The 22,969-nt window shown below is 54.1% G+C and carries 35 protein-coding genes; 27 read left to right on the top strand and 8 right to left on the bottom strand.

Going from position 1 to position 22,969, the window contains the following annotated elements:
• The first annotated feature begins 12 nt into the window (after positions 1–12).
• From rplD to LCM31_RS15765, 27 genes are all read left to right on the top strand, one after another.
• Positions 13–627, top strand: coding sequence for a 50S ribosomal protein L4 (rplD, locus tag LCM31_RS15635; RefSeq protein WP_222232508.1), 615 nt, complete (start codon positions 13–15; stop codon positions 625–627).
• Positions 624–920 (top strand): 50S ribosomal protein L23, encoded by a 297-nt coding sequence (gene rplW / locus LCM31_RS15640; protein WP_077406679.1) that lies wholly within the window; start codon positions 624–626, stop codon positions 918–920. The genes rplD and rplW overlap by 4 nt, the downstream gene beginning before the upstream one ends.
• 14 nt (positions 921–934) lie before the next feature.
• The gene (rplB, locus tag LCM31_RS15645) at positions 935–1,759 is read left to right on the top strand and encodes a 50S ribosomal protein L2 (protein WP_077406676.1); all 825 of its coding nucleotides are present in this window, start codon (positions 935–937) and stop codon (positions 1,757–1,759) included.
• 37 nt (positions 1,760–1,796) lie between these two features.
• Positions 1,797–2,075 carry a 30S ribosomal protein S19 gene (gene rpsS / locus LCM31_RS15650; RefSeq protein ID WP_010133844.1) on the top strand — a complete coding sequence of 93 codons (279 nt, stop codon included), beginning with the start codon at positions 1,797–1,799 and terminating at the stop codon, positions 2,073–2,075.
• Positions 2,076–2,090: 15 nt separating this feature from the next.
• Complete coding sequence (gene rplV / locus LCM31_RS15655) at positions 2,091–2,423, top strand: 50S ribosomal protein L22 (protein ID WP_010133843.1); 333 nt, start codon at positions 2,091–2,093, stop codon at positions 2,421–2,423.
• 19 nt (positions 2,424–2,442) lie between these two features.
• Entirely contained in the window at positions 2,443–3,123 is a 681-nt protein-coding gene (gene rpsC, locus LCM31_RS15660; RefSeq protein ID WP_077406673.1) for a 30S ribosomal protein S3, read from the top strand.
• A gap of 11 nt (positions 3,124–3,134) precedes the next feature.
• Complete coding sequence (gene rplP, locus LCM31_RS15665; RefSeq protein WP_222232512.1) at positions 3,135–3,548, top strand: 50S ribosomal protein L16; 414 nt, start codon at positions 3,135–3,137, stop codon at positions 3,546–3,548.
• Positions 3,548–3,739 carry a 50S ribosomal protein L29 gene (rpmC, locus tag LCM31_RS15670; protein ID WP_010133840.1) on the top strand — a complete coding sequence of 64 codons (192 nt, stop codon included), beginning with the start codon at positions 3,548–3,550 and terminating at the stop codon, positions 3,737–3,739. Before rplP ends, rpmC begins: the two co-directional genes overlap by 1 nt.
• Before the next feature lie 2 nt (positions 3,740–3,741).
• Positions 3,742–4,005 carry a 30S ribosomal protein S17 gene (gene rpsQ / locus LCM31_RS15675; protein WP_222232514.1) on the top strand — a complete coding sequence of 88 codons (264 nt, stop codon included), beginning with the start codon at positions 3,742–3,744 and terminating at the stop codon, positions 4,003–4,005.
• Positions 4,006–4,055: 50 nt separating this feature from the next.
• On the top strand, positions 4,056–4,424 hold the full coding sequence (rplN, locus tag LCM31_RS15680) for a 50S ribosomal protein L14 (protein WP_077406664.1): 369 nt from the start codon (positions 4,056–4,058) through the stop codon (positions 4,422–4,424).
• Between the two features lie 20 nt (positions 4,425–4,444).
• Complete coding sequence (gene rplX, locus LCM31_RS15685; protein WP_077406661.1) at positions 4,445–4,762, top strand: 50S ribosomal protein L24; 318 nt, start codon at positions 4,445–4,447, stop codon at positions 4,760–4,762.
• A 14-nt stretch (positions 4,763–4,776) separates the two neighbouring features.
• The gene (gene rplE, locus LCM31_RS15690) at positions 4,777–5,316 is read left to right on the top strand and encodes a 50S ribosomal protein L5 (RefSeq protein WP_077406658.1); all 540 of its coding nucleotides are present in this window, start codon (positions 4,777–4,779) and stop codon (positions 5,314–5,316) included.
• Positions 5,317–5,325: 9 nt separating this feature from the next.
• Positions 5,326–5,631: a 30S ribosomal protein S14 gene (gene rpsN, locus LCM31_RS15695; RefSeq protein WP_010133834.1), complete on the top strand. Its 306-nt coding sequence runs from the start codon at positions 5,326–5,328 to the stop codon at positions 5,629–5,631.
• A 27-nt stretch (positions 5,632–5,658) separates the two neighbouring features.
• Complete coding sequence (gene rpsH / locus LCM31_RS15700) at positions 5,659–6,051, top strand: 30S ribosomal protein S8 (RefSeq protein WP_222232516.1); 393 nt, start codon at positions 5,659–5,661, stop codon at positions 6,049–6,051.
• A 12-nt stretch (positions 6,052–6,063) separates the two neighbouring features.
• Positions 6,064–6,597 (top strand): 50S ribosomal protein L6, encoded by a 534-nt coding sequence (gene rplF / locus LCM31_RS15705; RefSeq protein WP_222232518.1) that lies wholly within the window; start codon positions 6,064–6,066, stop codon positions 6,595–6,597.
• Between the two features lie 9 nt (positions 6,598–6,606).
• On the top strand, positions 6,607–6,957 hold the full coding sequence (gene rplR, locus LCM31_RS15710; protein WP_222232521.1) for a 50S ribosomal protein L18: 351 nt from the start codon (positions 6,607–6,609) through the stop codon (positions 6,955–6,957).
• A 10-nt stretch (positions 6,958–6,967) separates the two neighbouring features.
• Positions 6,968–7,477 carry a 30S ribosomal protein S5 gene (gene rpsE / locus LCM31_RS15715; RefSeq protein WP_010133830.1) on the top strand — a complete coding sequence of 170 codons (510 nt, stop codon included), beginning with the start codon at positions 6,968–6,970 and terminating at the stop codon, positions 7,475–7,477.
• A 62-nt stretch (positions 7,478–7,539) separates the two neighbouring features.
• A complete protein-coding gene (gene rpmD, locus LCM31_RS15720) occupies positions 7,540–7,725 on the top strand; it encodes a 50S ribosomal protein L30 (protein WP_077406649.1) in 186 nt (61 codons plus the stop codon).
• 1 nt (position 7,726) lies between these two features.
• Positions 7,727–8,161, top strand: a complete 435-nt coding sequence (rplO, locus tag LCM31_RS15725; RefSeq protein WP_222232523.1) for a 50S ribosomal protein L15 — start codon at positions 7,727–7,729, stop codon at positions 8,159–8,161.
• A 12-nt stretch (positions 8,162–8,173) separates the two neighbouring features.
• Complete coding sequence (gene secY, locus LCM31_RS15730; RefSeq protein WP_077406642.1) at positions 8,174–9,520, top strand: preprotein translocase subunit SecY; 1,347 nt, start codon at positions 8,174–8,176, stop codon at positions 9,518–9,520.
• Positions 9,521–9,559: 39 nt separating this feature from the next.
• Complete coding sequence (rpmJ, locus tag LCM31_RS15735; protein WP_010133825.1) at positions 9,560–9,676, top strand: 50S ribosomal protein L36; 117 nt, start codon at positions 9,560–9,562, stop codon at positions 9,674–9,676.
• A 394-nt stretch (positions 9,677–10,070) separates the two neighbouring features.
• The gene (gene rpsM / locus LCM31_RS15740; protein WP_010133823.1) at positions 10,071–10,427 is read left to right on the top strand and encodes a 30S ribosomal protein S13; all 357 of its coding nucleotides are present in this window, start codon (positions 10,071–10,073) and stop codon (positions 10,425–10,427) included.
• Positions 10,428–10,476: 49 nt separating this feature from the next.
• Positions 10,477–10,866, top strand: coding sequence for a 30S ribosomal protein S11 (gene rpsK / locus LCM31_RS15745; RefSeq protein WP_010133822.1), 390 nt, complete (start codon positions 10,477–10,479; stop codon positions 10,864–10,866).
• A 15-nt stretch (positions 10,867–10,881) separates the two neighbouring features.
• Entirely contained in the window at positions 10,882–11,502 is a 621-nt protein-coding gene (gene rpsD / locus LCM31_RS15750; RefSeq protein ID WP_222232525.1) for a 30S ribosomal protein S4, read from the top strand.
• Between the two features lie 45 nt (positions 11,503–11,547).
• Complete coding sequence (locus LCM31_RS15755; protein WP_224871629.1) at positions 11,548–12,552, top strand: DNA-directed RNA polymerase subunit alpha; 1,005 nt, start codon at positions 11,548–11,550, stop codon at positions 12,550–12,552.
• Positions 12,553–12,674: 122 nt separating this feature from the next.
• Positions 12,675–13,067, top strand: a complete 393-nt coding sequence (gene rplQ / locus LCM31_RS15760) for a 50S ribosomal protein L17 (RefSeq protein WP_010133817.1) — start codon at positions 12,675–12,677, stop codon at positions 13,065–13,067.
• Positions 13,068–13,196: 129 nt separating this feature from the next.
• Entirely contained in the window at positions 13,197–13,460 is a 264-nt protein-coding gene (locus LCM31_RS15765; protein WP_224871631.1) for a YeaC family protein, read from the top strand.
• A gap of 108 nt (positions 13,461–13,568) precedes the next feature.
• On the opposite strand, the gene LCM31_RS15770 is transcribed toward LCM31_RS15765, so the two are convergent.
• The 8 genes from LCM31_RS15770 to wecB form a co-directional block, all read right to left on the bottom strand.
• Complete coding sequence (locus tag LCM31_RS15770; protein WP_224871633.1) at positions 13,569–15,563, bottom strand: glycoside hydrolase family 19 protein; 1,995 nt, start codon at positions 15,561–15,563, stop codon at positions 13,569–13,571.
• 291 nt (positions 15,564–15,854) lie between these two features.
• Positions 15,855–16,787 (bottom strand): 5-oxoprolinase subunit C family protein, encoded by a 933-nt coding sequence (locus LCM31_RS15775; RefSeq protein ID WP_224871635.1) that lies wholly within the window; start codon positions 16,785–16,787, stop codon positions 15,855–15,857.
• A complete protein-coding gene (gene pxpB / locus LCM31_RS15780; protein ID WP_224871637.1) occupies positions 16,781–17,563 on the bottom strand; it encodes a 5-oxoprolinase subunit PxpB in 783 nt (260 codons plus the stop codon). The genes LCM31_RS15775 and pxpB overlap by 7 nt, the downstream gene beginning before the upstream one ends.
• Positions 17,560–18,309, bottom strand: coding sequence for a 5-oxoprolinase subunit PxpA (gene pxpA, locus LCM31_RS15785; RefSeq protein ID WP_224871639.1), 750 nt, complete (start codon positions 18,307–18,309; stop codon positions 17,560–17,562). The genes pxpB and pxpA overlap by 4 nt, the downstream gene beginning before the upstream one ends.
• Before the next feature lie 105 nt (positions 18,310–18,414).
• Positions 18,415–19,206, bottom strand: coding sequence for a WecB/TagA/CpsF family glycosyltransferase (locus tag LCM31_RS15790; protein WP_224871641.1), 792 nt, complete (start codon positions 19,204–19,206; stop codon positions 18,415–18,417).
• 87 nt (positions 19,207–19,293) lie between these two features.
• Entirely contained in the window at positions 19,294–20,334 is a 1,041-nt protein-coding gene (locus LCM31_RS15795) for a polysaccharide deacetylase family protein (protein ID WP_224871643.1), read from the bottom strand.
• Between the two features lie 19 nt (positions 20,335–20,353).
• Positions 20,354–21,679, bottom strand: coding sequence for a UDP-N-acetyl-D-mannosamine dehydrogenase (gene wecC / locus LCM31_RS15800; RefSeq protein ID WP_224871645.1), 1,326 nt, complete (start codon positions 21,677–21,679; stop codon positions 20,354–20,356).
• Positions 21,654–22,787, bottom strand: coding sequence for a non-hydrolyzing UDP-N-acetylglucosamine 2-epimerase (gene wecB / locus LCM31_RS15805; protein ID WP_224871647.1), 1,134 nt, complete (start codon positions 22,785–22,787; stop codon positions 21,654–21,656). Before wecB ends, wecC begins: the two co-directional genes overlap by 26 nt.
• Positions 22,788–22,969 lie beyond the last annotated feature (182 nt).

Below are 22,969 nucleotides of genomic sequence, written 5' to 3' on the forward strand. Positions count from 1 at the left end.
GGGGAAATAGATATGGAACTGAATATCGCTACTCCCGAAGGCGCTAAAGGCACTGTTGCAGTCTCTGAAGTGGCTTTCGGTCGTGAATTCAATCAGGACCTGGTGCACCAGGCAGTTGTCGCCTATATGGCTGGCGCTCGTCAGGGTACCAAGGCTCAGAAAAACCGCTCTGCGGTTTCCGGCGGCGGCAAGAAGCCGTGGCGCCAAAAAGGTACTGGCCGTGCTCGTGCCGGTACTATCCGTAGCCCGCTGTGGCGTTCTGGTGGCGTAACCTTCGCTGCTGAACCGCGTGATCACAGTGTAAAGCTGAACAAGAAAATGTACCGTGCTGCACTGCGCTGCATTCTCTCTGAGCTGGCTCGTCAGGAGCGTCTGGTTGTAGTTGAGTCTTTCGACGTTGAGGCGCCGAAGACCAAGCAGCTGGTAACCAAGCTGGCACAGTACGATCTGTCCGACGCGTTGATCGTGACCGAAGAGGTTAACGAAAACCTCTACCTGGCCGCGCGCAACCTGCACAAGATCGATGTTCGCGATGTACAGGGTATCGATCCGGTAAGCCTGATTCGCTTTGACAAGGTCGTGGTTACCGTTTCTGCACTGAAGAAAATTGATGAGGTGCTGGGATGAACCAAGAGCGAATCTACAAAGTACTGCTGGGCCCGGTAATTTCCGAGAAAGCTGCTGTACTGGCGGACGCCGCCAACCAGGTAGTTTTCAAGGTAACCACCGACGCGTCCAAAGCCGAAATCAAGGCCGCGGTAGAGAAGTTGTTCAACGTTTCTGTTGAGCAGGTTCGCACCGTGAACGTTAAGGGCAAAACCAAGCGTACTCGCACTGGCATGGGTCAGCGCAACGACTGGAAAAAAGCCTACGTTCGTCTGGCCGAAGGCAGCGACATCAACTTCGAAGCCGCTGAGTAAAGGGGAAAGTTGCAATGGCTATTGTAAAAGCAAAACCGACCTCTGCTGGCCGTCGTCACCTGGTAAAGGTTGTTAATACCGACCTGCACAAAGGTGCGCCTTACGCTCCGCTGGTTGAGAAGAAGTCCAAGACCGGTGGCCGTAACAACAACGGTCGCATTACCACCCGTCATATCGGTGGTGGTCACAAGCATCACTATCGCGTAGTGGATTTCAAGCGCAACAAAGATGGCATTCCAGCCACCGTTGAGCGCCTGGAATACGATCCGAACCGCAGCGCGCACATCGCCCTGGTGTGCTATGCCGACGGTGAGCGTCGTTACATCATTGCGCCTAAAGGCCTCAAGGCCGGTGCCAAGATCCAATCTGGCGACGCTGCGCCTATCGCTGTAGGTAACACCCTGCCGCTGCGCAACATCCCTGTTGGTTCTGTAATTCACGCCATCGAGCTGAAGCCTGGTAAAGGTGCTCAGCTGGCCCGCTCTGCCGGTGCCTCTGTACAGCTGGTTGCCCGTGAAGGTCAGTACGCGACTATCCGTCTGCGTTCTGGCGAAATGCGTAAAGTTCTGTCTGAGTGCCGCGCCACCCTGGGTGAAGTGAGCAACTCTGAACACAGCCTGCGCAAGCTGGGTAAAGCTGGTGCCAAACGCTGGCGCGGTGTTCGTCCTACCGTTCGCGGTGTGGCGATGAACCCGGTAGACCACCCACATGGTGGTGGTGAAGGTCGTACCTCCGGTGGTCGTCACCCTGTGACACCTTGGGGCGTTCCGACCAAGGGTAAGAAAACGCGTAAGAACAAGCGCACCGACAACATGATTGTACGTCGTCGCGGCAAATAAGCCGCGCGATGTCTGAGCTGCTAGAGAGGAATCGACAGTGCCACGCTCATTAAAGAAAGGTCCCTTTATTGATCTGCATTTGATCAAAAAGGTGGAGGCAGCGATCGAGAAAAATGATCGCCGGCCGATTAAAACCTGGTCCCGCCGTTCCATGGTTATGCCGGAAATGGTGGGCCTGACGATTGCTGTACACAACGGTCGTCAACACGTGCCCGTTCTGGTCAACGAAGAAATGGTTGGCCACAAGCTGGGCGAATTCGCCGCTACCCGCACTTACCGTGGCCATGCCGCGGATAAGAAAGCGAAGAAGCGCTAAGCCGAGGTTATAGAGATGGAAGTGCAAGCAAAACTACGCGGTGCTCGTCTTTCGGCACAGAAAGCGCGTCTGGTAGCTGATCAGATTCGCGGCAAAGGTGTCGAGGAAGCCCTGGATATCCTGGCTTTCAGCCACAAGAAGGGTGCTGCGATCGTCAAGAAGATTCTGGAATCTGCCATCGCCAACGCCGAGCACAACGAAGGTGCCGACGTCGACGAACTGAAGGTTTCCACCATCTTCGTGGATGAGGGTATGACCATGAAGCGCATTAAGCCGCGTGCAAAAGGTCGTGCCGATCGTATTCTGAAGCGTACTTGTCACATCACTGTGAAAGTAGCCGAGAAATAAGAGAGCAGGCGAGAAAACCATGGGACAAAAAGTACATCCTACCGGCATTCGTCTGGGTATCGTTAAAAAGCATACTTCTGTTTGGTATGCCGGCAGCGACGAGTACGCAGACAAGCTGTACACGGATCTGAAAGTTCGCGAATTCATTCGCAAAAAACTGGCCCACGCTTCTGTGAGCCGCATCGAGATCGAACGTCCGGCCAACACCGCTCGTGTGACCATTCACACTGCGCGCCCGGGCATCGTAATCGGTAAGAAAGGTGAAGACGTAGAGCGTCTGCGCAACGAAGTTAGCGCTCAGATGGGTGTGCCCGTGCACATCGACATCGAAGAAGTGCGCAAGCCTGATCTGGACGCCACTCTGGTTGGCCAGAACGTTGCTCAGCAGCTGGAGCGTCGCGTTATGTTCCGTCGCGCTATGAAGCGTGCCGTGCAAAACGCAATGCGCCAGGGCGCACAAGGTATCAAGATCCAGGTTAGCGGCCGTCTGGGCGGCGCCGAGATCGCACGTACCGAATGGTACCGCGAAGGTCGTGTACCTCTGCACACCCTGCGTGCCAACATCGACTACGGCACCGCTGAAGCCAGCACGACTTACGGCATCATTGGTGTGAAAGTTTGGATCTTCAAAGGTGAAGTCATCGGTGACGAGGTTGCCGAAGAGAAACCAGCGAAGCCTCGCAAGAAAGCTTCTAAGTAAGGGGTGCGCAGATGCTACAACCAAAGCGTACAAAATTCCGCAAGGTACAGAAGGGTCGCAACCGCGGTCTTTCCCAGCGCGGCTCTAAAGTGAGCTTTGGCGAGTTCGGCCTCAAGGCCATCGGTCGTGGACGCATTACTGCGCGTCAGATCGAAGCGGCTCGTCGCGCAATGACTCGTCACGTTAAACGTGGCGGTAAAATCTGGATTCGTGTGTTTCCAGACAAGCCCATCACCAACAAACCTCTCGAGGTTCGGATGGGTAAAGGTAAGGGTAGCGTTGAATACTGGGTTGCCCAGATTCAGCCAGGTAAGGTCCTCTACGAGATGGAGGGTGTTTCCGAAGAATTGGCTCGCGAAGCATTTGAGCTCGCCGCAGCCAAGCTGCCTGTAAAGACAACTTTCGTTAAGCGTTCGGTGATGTAATGAAGACTGCAGATCTACGCTCAAAGTCAGTTGAAGAACTGAACCAGGAACTGATTACCCAGCTTGAAGCACAGTTCAAGCTGCGTATGCAGAAGTCCACCGGTCAGCTGACTCAGACCCATCTGCTGAAGCAGACTCGTCGCGACATTGCTCGCATTAAGACTGTGTTGACCGAGAAGGCAGGTAATTAATCATGGCTGAAGCAAAACTGAAGCGTACTCTGACCGGCAAGGTTGTGAGTGACAAGATGGATAAAACCATCACCGTTTTGATCGAGCGCCGTGTTAAGCACCCGATCTACGGCAAAATTTTGAGCAAGTCCACCAAGCTCAAGGCTCACGATGAGAACAATGACTGCAACATCGGTGATGTTGTGACCATTGAAGAGTCTCGTCCGCTGTCCAAGAGTAAGTCCTGGTCCTTGCAAACTATTGTAGAGCGTGCGGCGAAGGTTTAAACCTGGGCCCATTGACTGTGAAAACCTAAACCGGTTTTCGGAGAGGAACAATGATTCAAACAGAATCCTACTTAGAAGTAGCCGATAACAGTGGGGCTCGCCGTGTCATGTGCATCAAGGTGCTGGGCGGCTCCCACCGTCGCTACGCTGGTGTTGGCGACATTATCAAAGTAACCGTTAAGGAAGCGATTCCTCGCGGTAAAGTGAAAAAGGGTCAGGTAATGACCGCTGTTGTGGTTCGCACCAAAAAAGGTGTGCGTCGCCCAGACGGCTCCCTGATCAAATTTGACGATAACGCAGCGGTGCTGCTGAACCAGAACCAAGCTCCGGTCGGCACCCGTATTTTTGGCCCGGTAACTCGTGAGTTGCGTGGTGAGAAGTTCATGAAGATCATCTCACTGGCTCCCGAAGTTATCTAAGCCACGAGCGGAGAAGAGTAATGCGCAAGATCAAGCGTGACGATGAAGTGATCGTTATCGCCGGTCGCGACAAGGGCAAGCGTGGCACCGTAACCAAGGTGCTGAACGATGGCCGTTTGATCGTATCCGGTGTTCAGATGATCAAAAAACACCAGAAGCCGAACCCACAGTTGGGTGTTGCCGGTGGGATCGTTGAGAAAGAGGCCGCTATTCAGGCTTCCAACGTAGCCATCTTCAACCCGAATACGCAAAAAGCTGACCGGGTAGGCTTCAAAGTACTGGAAGATGGCACTAAGATCCGCGTCTTCAAATCCAGCGGCGAAGCCGTTGACGCATAAGTCAGGTGGAAAACATGGCAAGGCTTAAAGAGCTCTACACCAAAGAACTCGCGTCCAAGCTTAAAGAAGAGCTGGGACTTGAGAACGTAATGTCCGTGCCGCGCATCACCAAAATCACCGTCAACATGGGTGTCGGTGAAGCCATTGGTGATAAGAAGGTACTGGAACATGCAGTCAATGACATGACTGCAATCACTGGTCAAAAACCTATTGTGACCAAAGCGCGCAAGTCTATCGCGGGTTTTAAAATCCGTGAAGAATGGCCGATCGGTTGTAAGGTAACTCTGCGCGGTGAGCGCATGTATGAGTTCCTGGAGCGACTGATTGGTATCGCTATCCCACGTATCCGCGACTTCCGTGGCATTAGCCCGAAGCAGTTCGACGGTCGTGGTAACTTCTCAATGGGTGTAACAGAACAAATTATCTTCCCGGAAATTGACTACGACAAAGTAGACAAAATTCGTGGTCTGGATATTTGTGTCACTACTACAGCAGCTACCGACGAACAAGGTCGTGCACTGCTGAAAGCATTCAACTTCCCTTTCAAGGGTTAAGAGGATTCCATGGCGAAGAAATCCATGATTGCGCGTGAGAACAAGCGCGCTCGAACCGCAGCTAAGTACGCTGAAAAGCGTCAAGAGCTGAAGGCGATCATCGCCAGTGCCAGCGCTTCCGATGAGGAGCGCTGGGAGGCTCAACTCAAGCTGCAACAAATGCCGCGCGATGCAAGCCCGGTACGTCAGCAACGTCGCTGTCGTATCACTGGTCGCCCCCACGCTGTCTACCGCAAGTTCGGCCTGTGCCGTAACAAACTGCGTGAAGCCGCTATGCGTGGTGATGTCCCCGGTCTGGTTAAGTCCAGCTGGTAATACGGCACACTTGAGGAGTCTTAAGTAATGAGTATGCAAGATCCGTTGGCAGATATGCTGACCCGCGTCCGCAACGCCTTGGCGCGCGGCAAGGGCAGTGTTTCTATGCCTTCTTCCAAACTGAAAGTAGCCGTAGCAAACGTTCTGAAGAGCGAAGGTTACGTTACTGATGTCGCTGTTAGCGAAGGTGCCAAGCCTGAGCTGACCATTGAACTGAAATACTTCCAGGGCAAGCCGGTAATTGCTGAGCTGGACCGGGTTTCCCGTCCAGGCCTGCGTAACTACGCAGGTAAGAAAGCGTTGCCGTCCGTTCGCGGTGGCCTGGGTATCGCTATCGTCTCCACCTCTCAGGGTGTGATGACTGATCGCGCTGCCCGTCAGGCTGGCGTCGGCGGCGAAGTGCTCTGCACCGTATTCTAAGCGGGGGTTAATATGTCTCGAGTAGCTAATAGTCCCGTAAGTATCCCCGCTGGCGTTTCCGTTGACCTGAAAGGTCAGGAAATCGCTGTGAAAGGTGGTAATGGCAACCTGAACTTCTCCGCGCACAGCGACGTTGAAGTTAAACAGGAAGAGAATCAGCTGACCTTTGCTGCACGCAACGGTTCCAAGCAGGCCCGTGCCCTCGCCGGCACTACCCGCGCGCTGGTTAACAACATGGTGGTCGGTGTCAGTCAGGGTTTCGAAAAGAAACTTCAGCTGAACGGTGTAGGTTACCGTGCGAAAGCATCTGGTAAGACCGTTAATCTGACTCTCGGTTTCTCTCACCCGGTAGATTACGCACTGCCGGAAGGTGTTACTGCAGAAACCCCGAGCCAGACTGAAATCGTACTGAAGAGCAGCGATAAGCAGCTGTTAGGTCAAGTGGCCGCAGAGATCCGCGCATTCCGTCCGCCGGAGCCCTACAAAGGTAAGGGTGTCCGCTACGCCGATGAGCGCGTGTATCGCAAAGAGGCCAAGAAGAAGTAAGGCATAGATATGAACGTTAAGAAGCAAACTCGCTTGCGTCGTGCACGTCGTGCCCGCGCCAAGTTCCGTGAGCTGGGCGCCGTTCGCCTGACAGTGAACCGCACTCCTCGCCACATTTACGCACAGATCCTGACCGCCGATGGCGACAAGGTATTGGCCACCGCCTCTACTCTGGATAAGGACCTGCGTGAAAGCAAAACTGGTAACGTCGATGCTGCTAAAGCCGTTGGCACCCTGATCGCTGAGCGTGCGAAAGCCGCTGGCGTTGAAACGGTAGCCTTCGATCGTAGCGGTTTCAAATACCACGGCCGTGTTAAGGCCCTGGCTGACGCTGCCCGTGAAGCCGGTCTGAAATTCTAAGGGTTGAGTTATGGCTAGAGAAAAAGTCGAGAAGAGCAACGACGAAGGCCTCCAGGAGAAACTGGTTCAGGTCAATCGTGTTGCCAAAACCGTTAAAGGTGGTCGTATCTTCGCGTTCACCGCTCTGACCGTAGTTGGCGATGGCAATGGCCGCGTTGGCTTTGGTCGTGGTAAAGCCCGCGAAGTGCCAGTAGCCATCCAGAAGGCTATGGAAGCTGCGCGTCGCAACATGATCCAGGTAGATCTGAATGGTGACACCATCCAGTACGCTACCAACGGTCGCCACGGTGGTTCCAAGGTATACATGCAGCCCGCTTCCCAGGGTACCGGCGTAATCGCCGGCGGTGCCATGCGCTCCGTACTGGAAATGGCTGGTGTCCACAACGTACTGGCCAAGTGCTACGGCTCTACCAACCCGGTAAACGTCGTACGCGCCACCTTCAGTGCGCTGGGCAAAATGAGTAGCCCAGAAGACGTTGCTGCCAAGCGCGGCAAGTCTGTGGAAGAAATCCTGAACTGATTCGGCTCGGGCTGTAGTGATTCGCTGTAGCCCGGTCTGAACTTGCTTTGAGTGAATGAGTCATGGCTAAGAAGACCATCAAAGTAACCCAGGTTAAAAGCATCAACGGTCGTCTGAAGAATCATCAGGCGTGTGTTGCTGGTCTGGGTCTGCGCCGCATTGGTCACACTGTGGAAGTGGAAGACACTCCCTCTGTGCGCGGCATGATCAACAAAGTGAACTACCTCATTAAAGTGGAGGAGGCGTAACATGCGTTTGAATGAACTGTCTCCCGCTGAGGGTCACAAGAGCAGCGCCAAGCGCGTTGGTCGTGGTATTGGTAGCGGCCTGGGTAAAACCGGCGGTCGCGGCCATAAAGGTCAAAAATCCCGCTCCGGCGGTAGTGTTCGTCCGGGCTTCGAAGGCGGTCAGATGCCTTTGCAGAAGCGTCTGCCGAAGTACGGCTTCACCTCTCGCGTTGGCCGCTTTGTAGCGGAAGTGCGTCTGGCGGAGCTGGCGAAGGTAGAAGGCGACACTATTGATTTGGCAGCGCTGAAGAATGCCGATATTATCGGCAACCACATTAAGCGCGCCAAAGTGTTCCTTTCTGGTGAACTGACCAAAGCGGTTACCGTTAAAGGTCTGGGTGTCACCAAGGGTGCTAAAGCAGCCATCGAAGCTGCTGGCGGAAAAGTAGAAGACTAAATCGAGGCCCCAATGGCACGACCAGGAACTGGTGTTAACTCCCTGGGCAACGGCAAGGGATTAGGCGAGCTTTGGGCTCGCCTTCGTTTTCTGTTTCTCGCGATTCTTGTTTATCGCATAGGGACCCACATTCCGGTGCCCGGTATTGATCCGGAGAAACTGGCGAATCTGTTCAATCAGAATCAGGGAACGATCCTGGGTCTGTTTAACATGTTTTCCGGTGGTGCACTGGAGCGGATGAGTATTCTTGCGCTCGGCATCATGCCTTACATCTCTGCGTCCATCATCATGCAGTTGATGACCGCAGTAACGCCCTCCTTGGAGGCGTTAAAGAAGGAAGGTGATGCAGGCCGTCGTAAAATCAACCAGTACACCCGTTATCTGACGGTGTTTCTGGCTCTGATCCAGGGTATCGGTATGACCTTTGGTCTCGCCGGACAAAACCTCGCTTATTCCGCAGAGCCCGCATTCGGTTTTTACTTTGTGGCTGTTGTGTCACTGGTAACCGGTGCAGTGTTCATGATGTGGCTGGGTGAGCAGATCACCGAGCGCGGTGTTGGTAACGGCATTTCGATGCTGATCTTTGCCGGTATCGTCGCTGGTCTCCCCAGTGCCATCGGTCAGGCTTTCGAGCAGGCGCGTCAGGGTGAATTGCACATCCTGATGCTGCTGGCCATCGGCTTCGTAGCGTTAGCGGTAGTCTACTTCGTAGTGGTGATGGAGCGCGGTCAACGCCGTATTACTATCAACCACGCACGTCGTCAGGCAGGTCGTTACTCGCAGGCGCCTGCGGCACAGTCCAGCCACTTGCCGCTGAAGGTCAACATGGCCGGTGTGATCCCGGTGATCTTTGCCAGCAGTATCCTGCTGTTCCCTGCGACACTTGCGCAGTGGTTCGGCCAGGGTGGTGAAGGCATTGGTGCACAGATTCTGCAGTGGATGGCACTGCAGCTGGGCCCGGGTCAGCCCCTGAACATTATTCTGTTCGCTCTGCTGATCGGCTTCTTCTGCTTCTTCTATACGGCGTTGATGTTTAACCCGAATGAAGTGGCAGATAACCTGAAAAAATCCGGTGCCTACGTACCCGGTATTCGCCCAGGTGAACAGACCGCTCGTTACATCGACAGCGTTCTGACTCGCTTGACCCTGGTGGGTGCTTGCTACATCGCATTGGTATCCCTGCTGCCGCAGTTCCTGGTAGTTGGGCTGAACATTCCGTTCTATCTGGGCGGTACATCACTGCTGATCGTTGTGGTCGTTGTGATGGACTTCATGGCGCAAGTGCAGTCGCACCTGTTGTCCCACCAGTATGATGGGTTAATGAAAAAGGCAAATCTGCAAGGCTACGGTCGCCGTTAATCGGTGACCCGGGCAGCAGGATTGAATTGAGGTAAGGTCATGAAAGTACGCGCTTCTGTTAAAAAGATCTGCCGTAACTGCAAAATCGTACGTCGCAAAGGCGTTCTGCGGGTTATCTGCAGCGCTGAGCCTCGTCACAAGCAGCGGCAGGGCTAATCGGCCATTTTGTCGATTAGTGGCTCGCCAGGGAAGGCGAGTTTCGGCGTCAACACGCCGAGTTGGTTGGGAAACCAATTGTTCGTGAAAGAATTTGCCTCTTGGCACAGCCCCGTGTTAAAAGGCGCACCGCAGATGTTTTGATTTGCGGTAAGACCAAAGAGTCAGCAGGTGCTGTTTCGGCGGTCTAAAAAGGGGGCGTTGACTGTCGTCCGTTTCACCCTGAGTTTCGGCTCTGGGAAGGCGGGCTATTGCAATTTGGTGTATGAAAAGCTATTCTTGCGCGCCTTTTTGGTGGTGTTGGTGGCTTTTTATTCGCTGTCAGCGCCGAATTAAGAATTGAATCGCGCCACAACCAAAGTTGTGCGGTTCACAATACGTGGAGTACGCCTCTATGGCACGTATTGCTGGTGTAAACGTACCAGACCACAAGCACGCCGTGATCTCCCTGACCCATATCTATGGTGTCGGACGCACTACGGCCAAGTCTATTCTGGCAGCGGTAGGTATCGCTGAATCCACCAAACTTCGTGATCTGTCCGAAGACCAGATCGAAACCATCCGCGGTGAAGTTGCGAAACTGACCGTTGAAGGTGATCTGCGTCGTGAAGTATCCATGAACATCAAACGTCTGATGGACCTGGGTTGCTTCCGCGGTCTTCGTCACCGTCGCAGCCTGCCGCTACGCGGTCAGCGCACCAAGACTAACGCTCGTACCCGTAAAGGTCCGCGCAAGCCGATCCGTAAGTAATTACTTACGTCGCGCAAGTCTTCACAAGTACAGGATTTAGGATATAGGTATGGCTAAGCCAAAAACTACTGCTCGCAAAAAGGTCAAAAAGACCGTTGTCGACGGTGTTGCCCACATCCACGCATCGTTCAACAACACGATCGTGACGATCACTGACCGTCAGGGCAATACTCTGAGCTGGGCTACCGCTGGTGGTTCCGGTTTCCGCGGTTCTCGTAAGAGCACCCCATTCGCAGCCCAGGTTGCTGCTGAGCGCGCAGGCACTGCTGCTCAGGAGTATGGCCTGAAAAACCTTGATGTCGAAGTTAAGGGCCCTGGCCCCGGTCGCGAATCTGCTGTTCGCGCACTGAACAACTGCGGCTACAAGATCACCAACATCACCGACGTGACGCCAATTCCGCATAATGGTTGTCGTCCGCCCAAGAAACGTCGCGTGTAAGAGGGGGTTGACGAAATGGCACGTTATATTGGACCAAAATGTAAGCTTTCCCGTCGGGAAGGTACCGATCTTCAGCTGAAAAGTGGCGTTCGCCCGCACGACTCCAAGTGTCGTGCAGAGACCAAGCCGGGTGTTCACGGCGCTGGTCGCGGCCGTCTGTCCGACTACGGTATTCAGCTGCGTGAAAAACAAAAAGTACGCCGTATCTACGGTGTGCTGGAAAAGCAGTTCCGCAACTACTATAAGGAAGCGGCGCGTCTGAAAGGTGCAACCGGTGAAAACCTGCTGCAACTTCTGGAAAAACGCCTGGACAACGTGGTTTACCGCATGGGCTTCGGCTCTACTCGTGCTGAAGCACGTCAGCTGGTATCTCACAAGGCGATCCTGGTGAATGGCGCTACCGTAAACATCCCTTCTTACTCTGTTAAAGAAGGCGACGTTATCTCCATTCGCGAGAAGTCCAAGAAGCAGATGCGTATCCAGAACTCCGTTTCCCTCGCTGCACAGCGTGGTGACGTTGAGTGGATAGACGTGAACGCGAGCAAGCTCGAAGGTACCTTCAAGCGTGTTCCGGATCGCGTAGATCTGCCGGCAGAGATCAATGAAAACCTTATCGTGGAACTCTACTCCAAGTAAGGCTCTGTTCCATTTAAGGAATAAAACTGTAATACAGGTATGGCTATGCAGACTGCTGTCAACGAGTTTTTGACACCTCGTCGTATTGACGTCACCGAGTACAACCAGAACCACGCTAAAGTGGTTCTGGAACCGCTGGAGCGTGGTTTCGGCCACACTCTCGGCAACGCGCTACGCCGCATCCTGCTGTCCTCCATGCCGGGCTGCGCCGTCACAGAAGTTGAGATCGACGGTGTTGAGCACGAGTACAGTGCAATTGAAGGTGTGCAGGAAGATGTAATCGAAATCCTGCTCAACTTGAAGGAAATTGCGGTGGTGATGCACGGCAAGGACCAGGCAGTGCTGAGCCTGAGCAAGAAAGGCCCGGGTGCGGTTACCGCAGGCGACATTCAGGTGGACCACGACATTGAGATCGTGAACCCCGAACATGTGATCGCTAACATCACTGGCGATGTTGAACTCAACATTCGTCTGACCGTTGCGCGCGGTCGTGGCTACCAGCCCGCCGACGCACGTCGCGAAGACGAAGAAGAGACTCGCGCCATTGGCCGTCTGCAACTGGACGCATCTTTCGGCCCGGTTCGTCGCGTGTCCTACAGTGTGGAAGCCGCACGTGTGGAACAGCGTACTGACCTGGACAAGCTGGTTCTGGATCTGGAGACCAATGGTACTCTGGACCCGGAAGAAGCGATTCGTCGCGCCGCCACTATTCTGCAGCAGCAGCTTGCAGTATTTGTGGACCTGGAAGGCGAGAAGGATGCCCAGCCAGAAGCCAAGGAAGAGGAAGTTGATCCGGTGCTGTTGCGCCCGGTTGATGACCTTGAGCTGACCGTTCGTTCGGCTAACTGTCTGAAGGCAGAAAACATCTACTATATCGGCGACCTGATTCAGCGTACCGAAGTAGAGCTGCTGAAGACTCCGAACCTGGGTAAGAAGTCTCTGACTGAGATCAAAGACGTTCTGGCCTCTCGCGGTCTCTCCCTGGGCATGCGTCTTGAGAACTGGCCGCCGGCCAGCCTCAAGGGCGATAGCAAGCTGAGCCCCCTGTAAAGCGTTTGTGGTGCGGGTGTTGAGCCCGGCCCTGTAAGAAACCCGAGTGGTGTGTGCCCATAGCAAATACCACTCACAAACGACTTGCTGAGAAAGCAATTCTAGTCGTGAGGAATTGAGTTATGCGTCATCGTTATAGTGGCCGTAAATTCAGTCGTACTAGCTCTCACCGCAAGGCCATGTTCAAGAACATGACCGCCTCTCTGGTAGAGCACGAGCTGATCAAAACCACACTGCCTAAAGCCAAGGAACTGCGTCGCGTTGCCGAGCCGCTGATCACCCTGGCCAAGAAAGACAGTGTTGCTAACCGCCGTCTGGCTTTCGCCCGTATCCGTGATAAGGATGCTGTGCGCAAGCTGTTCGACGAGCTGGGTCCTCGTTACGAAGCCCGTCCTGGTGGATACATCCGCATCCTGAAATGTGGTTTCCGCGCAGGCGACAAGGCGCCGATGGCCTACGTTGAGCTGGTGGATCGCCCGGTTGCGGACGAAACTGCAGAAGCTGCAGAAGCTTAAGACCGCGTGTCTTAAGTCGTCGGTAAACTGTCGGTCGCAAGGCCGATAGTATCCGAGCAAAGGAAAGCCGGTCTTTGACCGGCTTTTTTTTGGTTTGTCTGTTTTGTTGAATACGAAGGTGATTCGAAGATGTTCCAATCGCTCGATGAACTATTGAAGATACTCAATCCTCAGATAGTCGGTAGCCTGAAACGCGCAATTGAGTTGGGCAAATGGCCGAACGGTGTTGCGATTACCGCGGAGCAGAAAATGCTTTGCGCGGAAGCAGTGGCGCATTGGGAACAGCAGCATACCGACCCGAAGAGTCGTATGGGTGTGGTTCCACCCAAGTCCACTCCGTGTGCCGATAAGCATGGAGACGATGAGGCTTCGATAACCTGGGTTGACTCTTAACCTCCAGATTGCTGCTCACGTTTTACGTGACATTGATCCTCGTACAACCGCACTGAACATCGAATGGATAAACAGTGCGGCCTTGCTCATGGCAGTTACAGGATCGCGCTAGTGGCTGTAGTCGATATTCACCTCAAAGAAATGGTCGACGCAACGTACATAGTCGCCCTCGATAAAGGCAGAGAAACGCGTCTGGTAACCGACGAGTTTACACGCGTAACTCTCACCATTCGGATAGCTGGGGTCCCAGCTCCAATCCTGCTCCCAGTAGATTTCCATTGCGCCCGCACCGCCTACTGCGAACCTGTCCATTGAGGCGCAGCCTAATACTTCATCTGCATGAATCGGTACAGACAGATACTCCGCGAAGTTTCGGTAGTAATCGATACGATTTTGCGATTGCGCATGTTCCGTAGTGCCGCCACATTCGATCCCGCCATTTATGATCATCGTCGTGACACCAAAGCCGGGTACCAGACCACTGTTAAGATCTTGACCGTTTGGCTGCCAGGTTCCGTCGATGACGTGCAGCATGCTGGGCTTGGGGGGTTGCGGATAGACGAAAAAGAACACGGCGCTGGCGAGGTTAAGCCAGGTGTCGGCCACTAATTCTGGTGACTCAAGCAGGACGTTTACATCGCCAAACATTGCTGCAGAAAATGGCCCGTAGTTGTAGTTATAACTTAGTTGCTTGGCGCCGCGACCGAAGTAGCTTTTGTAGCTACCGTCAGCAAAGGTTGCGCACGGCCACTGTTGTGCCTGCCAGGTTGATAGATCGCAAATTCCGTAGCCGTTCGCGGCACTCTCGGTCCAGCCCTGCTCGCGCAAAAAGTACAATCCCTGACGCCACTCGGGTTCGATCCAGTGACTCGTATGTCCACCGGTCTCTTGGGTGAAGTGCGCGAACATGGTCGCGAGTGATTTTTGGCAGATGGCGTCCGCATCACGCCCGTCCGAGTAATCACCACAAAATGCCGGGAACTTAGCGATCGCGCGGAGAAAATTGGTGTATGAATATTCCGGAGAGCGGACGGGGAACAGGAAATTCCAGTTGTCGTTGCTGACGATCGCTTCCGCACGGCGCACGTTAGCTGGGTTTGAACTGAGCCCCGGTGCCACCTGTTCAACTGCTGTGTTAGTACGTGTTGCGATCGTTTCCTTTACCGCTTGGAACAGGTCGCTAGATGTCAGTTCAGCTTCTTTCTGTTGCAGAGTACTCAGGGAAATTGGATAACCACTCCCCCCGCATTGTTGGGAGATAGTGGTCGCATCACTGTGTTGTAGTGCACCATCACTCACCGTTAGCTCAAACGAAAAATTCCCGGCCGTACTTGGTAGAGTTACCTGAGTGGTTGGATCGTTGGGCGAGCTAATTTGGGCTGTGGCTCCTGCGGTCTGACGCCACTGGAAGGAAAGGGTATCAAGATCGCTATCGGAAGAGTTACTTCCGTCGAGTAATACCATTGCGGGGCAGCTTACCTGAGACTGATCCGCTTCGGCTCGCGCTACCGGGGCGGTGTTGCCCTGCGTTGTATCAGCACGTTGGAGCAAGCTAATGGAATCTGTTGCGGTCAAACTTCCATCACTGACGGTCACTCGGAAACGGTAGGTGGTGTTAGTGGCAACGGCGGCAAGTTGAACTTCAGTAGTTGCATTCTGCGGGCTTGTGATACTCGCGAGTGGTGTGGCGGGCGAAACCTGGCTCCACGCAAAGCTGAGGGTGTCGCTGTCGGGGTCGTATGAGCCGGCAGCGTCCAGGACCACGCTGCCCGCACCGGTTATCTCTGAAAGTGATACGGAAGCTACAGCTACCGGAGTGGCGTTCGGGTTGCTGTCTGTGCAGCCTCCCTCGGTCGCTAGCAGCCAGGGACTGTCCCAGCTGTTTGTCGCCGTGTATACCGCCTCGGGCGATTGCCCGGCCCCGGCCCACCATTGGGCACGAAACAGGTCAGACTGATAGCAGACCTCGCTGCCACCGGCGTAACTTTGTGTTGGATCGTATGTGGGAGCGGATGCTGCGGTTACCTGTCCCACACAGGAAAGCGCGCAGGTAAGGAAAAGTATGCGACAGGGTATCCATCGAAAAGCGTCGAAAGTAGTCATATTGTCTCCAGTTATTGTTATTTCGGACCGGTCACTGCTTGGCCAGGCTTTAAATCGCGCAAGAGACAACCAATTGACAGCGTTGTCATTTCTTGTGAAAAGCGCATGCACCTTAGAGTCTGTCTCGAGACTAGGGAAGGGGAGCAGGCGCCACACGACCGCATTGAGAGGGACCGCACGTTTTCTTACCGGAAGATTTCAGTCTGCAGGGATTGAAGTGATATTCCGGCGCGCACGAAGCTGAAGGAGATAAGGCGTTAGGGCGGCTTACATCGCGGTGGGAGCAATCGCTTACGCGAGGCGGGCTGGAAGTTGCGCCAATAGTGCGTGTTTTTCCTTGAGGAGTTGGTGCGCAATGTCGAGTGTTACAGGGGTGAAGTTAATGCGGTCACGCGGCTTAAGTTGGCCAAGCAGGTGCTGGTCGGCTTCGATAATGTGGCCAATGCGCGGATAGCCCCCGATGGTTTGTGCCTCTACGAACGACACAATGGGTTGGCCACTCGGGGGTACCTGAATGGTACCTGGGCACAGGCCAGAGGACGTCATTTGCGGCAGTCCCGAGGTGTCTAAGGGGGTGCCCTGTAAACGGATCCCCATGCGGTTACTCTGGGGCGATACCGCATAAGTGGTCGAGGCAAAGCGCTCCCGGTCTTGGGCGGAGAAATACTGCGCCTCGGCACCATCGATTACCCTCAGCTGGGGGCGCCCACTGTAGTTCAAGCGGAATTCGACCGGCAATTGACGTGTGATGGCCATGCGCAAGTTGCACAGTGGGATGTTGTCTCCGGTTTTTAAAGCGCGGTTGCGGAAGCCGCCGAGCCCAACCTGTAACAGGGTGGCAAGGCTACCGAATACGGCGGGAACCTGTATGTCGGCCGATATTGCAAGGTAGGCTCGGGCACCACTGCGTAGAGCGCCAAAATTGAGAATATCTCCCGGACGAACATGGATGACAGTGTCGTTTTCCACGGGTATATCGTTCTGCGACAGATCAAATCGTGCGCCACATACGGCCAGGCACAATTCTACCTCGAACTGAATTTTCGGGCCGACCATGGTGACTTCGAGGCAGGCTGCGGCTGACGGGTTCCCCAAAAGTTGATTGGCCATTGCCATGGCGACTGGATCGGCAGCGCCACCTGGCGCAACGCCATATCGCATCCAGCCACTACGGCCCCCGTCCTGAATACTCGTTTGTAGTCCGCCCGAGAGGATATTCAGCATGGCGGTGTTTTCCCTATCAGCCCCTTCTCTTGCGCCATCGCGAGAGCCTCAAATTCCGCCGGCGAAATAGGGACAAACTGAATACGGTCGAGCGGGCGCGCTATAAACGGGGCGTCGCGCGCCGGGTCGAACAACTGGATCGGTGTGCGGCCGATTATTTGCCAGCCGCCGGGCGTCTCCTGGGGATAAACGCCGGTCTGATTACCGCCAATACCGACCGAGCCTGCCGCGAGCTTCAGTGTAGGTTTGGGTTTGCGGGGGCAGGTAAGCCGAGGGTCAAGGCCGCCAAGATAGAGAAAGCCGGGTGTGAAACCGAGCATATGCACCAGATAGCAAGGGGCGCTGTGCCGGCGAATGACCTCATCGCGCGTCAGGCCGACAGTTTCGCACAGCTCGTTCATGTCCGGCGCATAATCGCCTTCGTAGCACACCGGGATTTCAACTGTCGTGGCACTTGACGGAGGGGTCGGAGCACGGACTTTATCGTTTGCGTGAACGAATTCACCTACCAGCCTTTCCAGTCGCTCCTTCAGTGGCTGCTGATCTTCAGGTGGGGATTGCAACGGGTTGTAGCGCACTGTCAGACAGCAGTACGCTGGAATTAGCTCGATAACTTCGGGCCACTCAGCGCCTCCCATCTCATGCTCAAGATGGGTCTCGATACCAATAATCAGCGTGCTCAATGCCTTCGAGACTTCATCGTCAAAACAGATATCCCAGGCTGTATCGCCATTACTCTGAATAACGAAGCCGGGGGCGTGCATTGTATCGCTCATACGCCAACGCGGATGTGTTCGCGCTGCAGGGCTTCCACGAGTTTTTCCGCGATTTGCACTGCATTGGGGTTGTCACCATGCAAGCAAATGCTGTCTGCGGTAAAGATAAGCTCGTTATCGTCGATGGAAGGGAAACCGTCGCCGCGGATGAGCCCGAGGGTTTGTTGGATACAGTGGTCGAAGTCCTCGATGACAGCGCCGGGCATTGACCTGGGAGAGAGCCGCTGCTTGTTGAGGTAGCGGCGATCCATAAAGCCCTCGCGAATAAATGGATGAGCGAGCACCTTGGCGGCGGTTTCCAACGCGCCGTTAGCGAGTCCAAGGATGTACAGGTCGGGAAAATCACGATGGATCAGTTCGGTCATAAGCCTTGCCAGCTCGGGATTGGCCTCCGCGTCGTTGTATAGAGCCCCATGCAGTTTTACGTGGCCGAGAACGACTCTCTGTTGGTTGGCAAGATCAGTCAGAGCCTGGATCTGTGCGGTTACCGATTCAACGAGTTCTCGCTCCGAAATCTGCAGGCTCTTGCGGCCAAAATTTTCAGGGTCCGGATACCCTGGGTGGGCACCAATGGTAAGTTGGTGCTTTGCCGCGTTTATAAGTGAAATAGCCATGGTTTCCTGATTGCCTGCGTGGCCACCACAGGCAATATTGCAGCGGGAAATATAGGGCATTAGCAGTGCGTCACGCGCACAGTCCTCAGCCGTGCTACCCTCGCCGAGGTCGCAATTGATATCGATATTCACGCGCGGATAGCTCCCCAAATGGCATTCCTAAAGTTCTGGATTGTGCATCCAACTTACTCGAGTACGTAAGCCTGAAGATGGGAGCTTCCGTGCGCAATAGGCAAGTTACTCCCTTGTTTGATTTGATTCTCGTGCATTTACATGGTGGGCGGGTCGGGGCTTGAATCCCAAACGGAATTTCTCTATTAGAAGCTGCCACGCAAATACGCTATTGGTTACCAAGTAGCGGCGCCACATGCGGCGCGGTTCTTGTAGTAGCCGGAATAACCACTCTAGGCCGGCCCGCTGCATCCACATGGGGGCACGCTGCACCTTGCCCGCAACCACATCAAAGGTGCCACCAACGCCCATAACGAAGTCGACGTTAAGCTGGTCACGCCAGCGGTGGATAAAATTTTCCTTGTGCGGGGATGTGATGGCAACGAACAATAATCTTGCCCCGGAACGGCGGATGTCGTCCACCACCGATTGCTCGTCTTCCCAGAAGTAACCATGGTGCCACCCGGCTACATTGAGCGTGGGAAAACGCGATTTTATCCTCAAAACCGCTTTTGATACTACTGGTGCGCGGGCACCAAGAAAATATACTGGGAAGCCCTTTTCACTACTCATTTCCAACAGGCTGTAAAACAGGTCGATGCCAGCAACCCGTTCGGGTATATCGTGACCGAGAAAGCGCGCGCCCCATACCACGCCGGCGCCATCAATATTTATGATGTCACACGATCCGACCGATTGAGCAAGCGTGGAGTCACTCTGCATATGAATCAGTTTTGCCACATTGACGACGACATGCTGCGTAAATGTGTGCGATTGGATCCGATCGCCAATCAGCGCCACGGTATCTTTCTGGGATGCGACGTCCATGGGAGCGCCAAGTAATTCAATTCTATGCATGGAATGAAATCCTTTTCCTGGGCGTGTAACGTCAACTCTCACAAGACACTTCCATGTGCTTGTGAAGGCGTTTTGGCTGGAATCCAACTATTCGTGGACGACCTTGGGTGGCGCCTGAGCCGTTTTAGCTGGTAAGGGGGCTGGACGGCGATAGCCCGACAGCTGGAGACCTTTGTCGTAGAGCCCATGCACCCATTTATGCAGCTGTTCGAGGCTGTAGGGGGTGAGTGATTTTGGATGCCCCATCGCGATGAAGCATTCGAGATGCTTGCGTCTGGCATTATTGAACGCATGCCGTAACAGGCTTGCCTTAAACCCATCCACAGAGACAGCCATGTGCGAGTAATGTGTGAGCAGGTGCAGTAAGTCGGCGCGGCTATTCGCCACAGCCGAGCCATCTCCGAAAGGCCGGTGGTGCCCACCGCGAGCGAGCAATCGGTTCAGTGCAAAGCGCCAGTAGAAGAGTGGTGATACTCGAAGAGAAGAGATCGCCACTTCAGTAAACGGGCCACTGTCCACGGCTTGGCATGGATCGCGATCAAAGTTCCAGCACGCAGCGGAGGGAGCAGAGCGGAAATCAAAATCGTGTGCTTTTGAGCTGGCTCCGCCGCCGTAATAGACCGAGCTGTCTATGCTGAGCCCGTTGTCGATCAGCGGTTGCGCGAGGGGAGCAAACGGCTGTATGCACCAGCCACCGGCGCGAAATGCAAATACCTTTTGTTTGAGATGCTGATTCAGCTCCCGCGTGCATCGAGTAACAATTGAGACGATATCCTGATCTGGCCACTGAGAGAGTCTGTAGCGGTCGATCACCGTTTGCCACTGGCGGCCGTCATGCCATGAGTCAAACCAGTGCGGATGTATATGCAGCTGGATTTGATGGCCGCGCGCTTCAAGCCCGCGGATATGCGACACCACCGAAAGGTATTCTTGCTCGAGGTGTGGGAATTTCTCTACGAACTCGCGCAATCGGACAAGATAGCTGGCGTCGACGAAGAACACAGCAGGTGCTGAAAATACATCGAGAGTTCGTATTAGTGCGTCGCAGGGCTTAAACAAGCAGGCGTCGGGGCTCCCGGTCTGTCTGCCAAAGAACAGCTCATAATCCAACGTTAATGCGATATGCATGTGTGGCAATCCGGTTTAGCTACTCGGCTGTCATTGTGTAGTTATCCACATGCTCTGCCTGTTTATTTAACCGAGGAAGCAGCCCGCGTGTATCTACCACCGTTTTCCCCGCGAGCTGATTACTGTCTATGGCGAGAAATGACGAGTGATCGACAAGCACTACAACGATATCCGCGCAGGCTAGCGCCTCGTCAAGGGACGAAAGCCTGATTCCCTTCGATTCAAGTTCCGCTGGTAACTTGCCTATGTTTGGTTCTACGGTAAGCAGCTGATTGCCACCGTGCTGTGACAGTTCTTTCACCACTTCCATGGCCGGGCTTTCCCGCAAATCATCGATGTCAGGTTTGAATGCAAGCCCGAGACAGGCGATGACGGGATCTGAGTGATTCTGTGTGGCGAGTAAAACCTGTTCCGCTACATAGGCCGGGCGTGCGTCGTTGACCTTCCTGGCCTGAGTAATGAGCTTTGCCTGTTGCGGAGCCCCGCTGACAATAAACCAAGGATCCACGGCTATGCAGTGGCCGCCAACCCCCGGGCCCGGGTTGAGAATACTGACTCGCGGGTGACGGTTGGCAAGACGAATCAGCTCCCAGACGTTGACGCCAAGCTCATCGCAGATAAATGCCATCTCATTGGCGAATGCGATGTTTACGTCACGGTAGGCATTCTCCGTTAGTTTGGATAGCTCCGCCGTGCGTGCATCAGTCACAATACAGTCACCTTCTACAAAAAGGTGATAAAGACTGAGTGCAGCTTGGCTACAGGCGTCACTTACCCCGCCGATGATTCGATCGTTAGAGATCAGTTCTTCAAGCGCTTTGCCCGGAAGAATACGTTCAGGACAGTAAGCAATATGGACATCCGCCGTACCGTGTTGACCCTGGATAGGAAAGGACAAATCGGCGCGCGCGTCACGTAACCAGCACGACAGCTTTTCCGTTGTCCCAACAGGAGATGTGGACTCCAGAATAACCAAGTCTCCGGGCTTCAAAACCGGCGCAATTGCTTCCGCTGCGGCCTGGATATAGCTCAGATCTGGGGCGGGCGACCCGGATGATGTGTCTTCGACGAATGGTGTGGGAACCGCGATAATAAAGGCGTCTGCAGGCTCGGGACTCGTTACCGCCCGCAGTCTACCAGCACTTACGACTTGGCTTACCAGCCGTTCCAAACCTGGTTCAGTAATATGCACTTTACCAGCATTCACAGCTTTAACAGCGGGAGCGGCTACGTCGACCCCAACTACCTCAATACCTCTGGATGCTATAACGGTCGCGGTAGGAAGACCGATATATCCGAGGCCAATAACGGAAACCCGATTAAACGGCGACTTCCTGTGCTGCATGTAAAATTCCTTTCAATATTTTCTCACAGGCGAATCCGTCGCCGTAGGGATTTACCGCCGCGCTCATTGCCTCATAGGCAAACTCATCGTTCAGCAGCGTATTAACTCCAGAAACAATTTTTGCGCTATCTGTCCCCACTAGCTTGACCGTGCCTGCCCTTACACCCTCAGGTCGTTCGGTGATGTCCCGCATTACCAGTACGGGTTTCCCGAGAGATGGAGCCTCTTCCTGAATGCCGCCGGAGTCCGTCAAGATCAGGTGCGCGCGGTGCATCAGGTAGACAAACGGAAGATAGGTAAGCGGACTTATCAAATGGACATTATCGAGTTCTGACAGCATTTGATTGACGGGGCCCTGTACTCGGGGATTGAGATGTACTGGGTAGACAAACTGTACGTCATCGCGAGCGGCGAGTTCACGAATAGCGTGACAAATATTCTCCAGTCCGGTACCAAAGTTTTCCCTTCTATGACCGGTAATCAATACGATCCTTTTGTCCGGATGCAGGAAAGGGAATTGTGATTCGAGTTCTGCACTAAGCTTGTCATCGGTTTCGATGCGACGTACGACGTCAATCAGTGCGTCAATGATAGTGTTTCCGGTCACCGTGATTTTTTCTTCCGCAACAGATTCGTTGAGTAGATTCTGACGGGACAACGTGGTGGGCGCGAAATGGTATTGTGCAATGGCTCCAGTCAGCTTGCGGTTCATTTCCTCTGGCCAGGGGCTGTAGATATCGTCCGTGCGCAGACCAGCTTCGACATGCGCTACGGGTATTTTGCAATAGTAGGCTGACAGAGATGCGGCAAGTGTGGTGGTGGTGTCGCCGTGTACGAATACACGGTCAGGCTTGCAGTCGTTCAGTACATCCCGCATGCCGAGTATAATTCGGGAGGTTACCTGAAAGAGGTCTTGGTCTGGCTCCATAATGTCCAGATCATAATCAGGCTCAATCTCGAATAGAGACAATACCTGATCCAGCATTTCTCGATGCTGGCCGGTGACACACACCTTTGTATCGAATCGCGAGTCTCCCCGCAAGAGGTTTACCAGCGGGGCCATTTTTATCGCTTCTGGTCGTGTTCCAAAAACAAGTAATACTCGCATAACTCGTCGATTCCAGCTGTGGGGGACTTATTAACAACACCCCTTTCTTTATAGCTGTGAGACGCGCGCTTGGCATATCTGATTTCGAATTTCTCGAAGGAATAAATGCCCTTATTTTTTCTGGCTTTTCATACTTTTGATTATTCAATCGATGGTGTTCGTGGGACCTATCCAATTGTTCC

Source organism: Microbulbifer agarilyticus (genome assembly GCF_020171345.1).
Taxonomy (GTDB): domain Bacteria; phylum Pseudomonadota; class Gammaproteobacteria; order Pseudomonadales; family Cellvibrionaceae; genus Microbulbifer; species Microbulbifer agarilyticus_D.